The 1,475-nt window shown below is 64.4% G+C and carries 1 protein-coding gene; it reads right to left on the bottom strand.

Annotated elements, in window-relative coordinates; all coding sequences use genetic code 11:
- Positions 1-1,459: trimethylamine methyltransferase family protein (locus EOA29_RS36285; RefSeq protein ID WP_127222381.1), on the bottom strand; the 1,459-nt coding region annotated here is incomplete at its 3' end.
- Positions 1,460-1,475 lie beyond the last annotated feature (16 nt).

The following is a 1,475-nucleotide window of genomic DNA, read 5'->3' as shown; positions in this document are numbered from 1 at the left end:
CCTTGTTGGTCCGCTCCAGCGCCGTCGGCGAGCCGGCCTCGGCCCAAGTCTCGAAATTGCGCCAGTCGGAGACGATCGGCGAGTAGAAGGCGGTCTTGTAGCGTTCCTGGGTATGCTGGGTGCCGAAGAAATGGCCGCCCGGACCGACCGACTGGATGGCGTCGAAGCCGAGGGCATCCTCGGAGAGGTCGAGCGGGGTCAGGAACTCGGCCACCATCTGCAGGAGATCGATGTCGAGGATGGTCTTTTCATAGGAGCAGCGCAGGCCGCCTTCCAGCCAGCCGGCGCCGTGCATCATCAGATTGCCGCCGCCCTGGATGGCGCCCCAGAGCGAGAAGACGCTCTCATAGGCCGCCTGGGCGTCGACCGTGTTGGCGGCGCAGGTGTTGGAGGTGCGATAGGGAATTTGATAACGGCGGGCAAGCTGGCCGCCGACGAGTTGCGCCTTCATGTATTCGGGTGTGCCGAAGGCCGGCGCGCCGGACTTCATGTCGACGTTGGAGGTGAAGCCGCCATAGCCGACCGGCGCGCCCTTCTTCACCATCTGCGCGAAGGCGATGCCGGAGAGCGCCTCGGCGTTCTGCTGCACCAGCGCACCGGCGATGGTGACAGGCGCCATGGCGCCGGAGAGCGTGAAGGGCGTGACGATGACGGCCTGCCCCTTGCTCGCCATCTGGATGATGCCTTCCATCATCGGCACGTCGAGCTTGAGCGGCGAATTGGTGTTGATGATGGTGAAGACCGACGGTTCCTCCATCAGCTGCTCGTGGCTGACGCCGCGGGCGATGCGGGCGATTTCGATGCCGTCGACATTGCGCTCCTTGCCGAGCGAGTAGATGTGGAAGACCTTGTCGGTCAGCGTGGCGAGGTCGCGGATGCATTCGAGGTGCCGGATCGAGGGATGGATGTCGATCGGCTCGACCGGATAGCCGCCGGTGCACTGCAGGATGTTGTGCATCTGCGCCAGGCGCAGGAAGTTGCGGTAATCCGCCTGGTTGCCGGGCCGCCGGCCGCGATCGAGGTCGGAGCAATTGGGCGCCGAAGCCATCATCGAAAGGATGACGTTGTTGCCGCCGAAGCGCAGATTATGCGCCGGATTGCGGGCATGGAGCGTGAATTCCGACGGGCAGTGCGAGACAAGCTCAAGGATCATGTCGCTGTCGAAGCGTACGCGCTCGCTGCCCTCGCGGACATCTGCGCCATGCGCCTTCATGATGCGGCGGGCTTCCTCGTGCAGCACGTCGACGCCGATTTCCTTCAAGACACGCAGCGATGCGAGGTGGATCGATTCCAATTCGTCGTCGGAGACGAACTTCGTCGGCGTCAGTGGGTTCTTCAACTGACGGAAAGCAGGCTGCTCGAAGGCGGCCGATCCGCCGGCGCGCTTTCCCGCACGGCCGCCGCGGCGGGCGCGATCGGTTGCCAATGCCGGTTCGGCGGGATGAAGAGCGGCAGTCATAAGAAGCCTCATGGGA

This window comes from Mesorhizobium sp. M1E.F.Ca.ET.063.01.1.1, from assembly GCF_003998155.1.
Taxonomy (GTDB): Bacteria; Pseudomonadota; Alphaproteobacteria; order Rhizobiales; family Rhizobiaceae; genus Mesorhizobium.
This window is presented reverse-complemented; position numbering and strand designations above follow the sequence as displayed.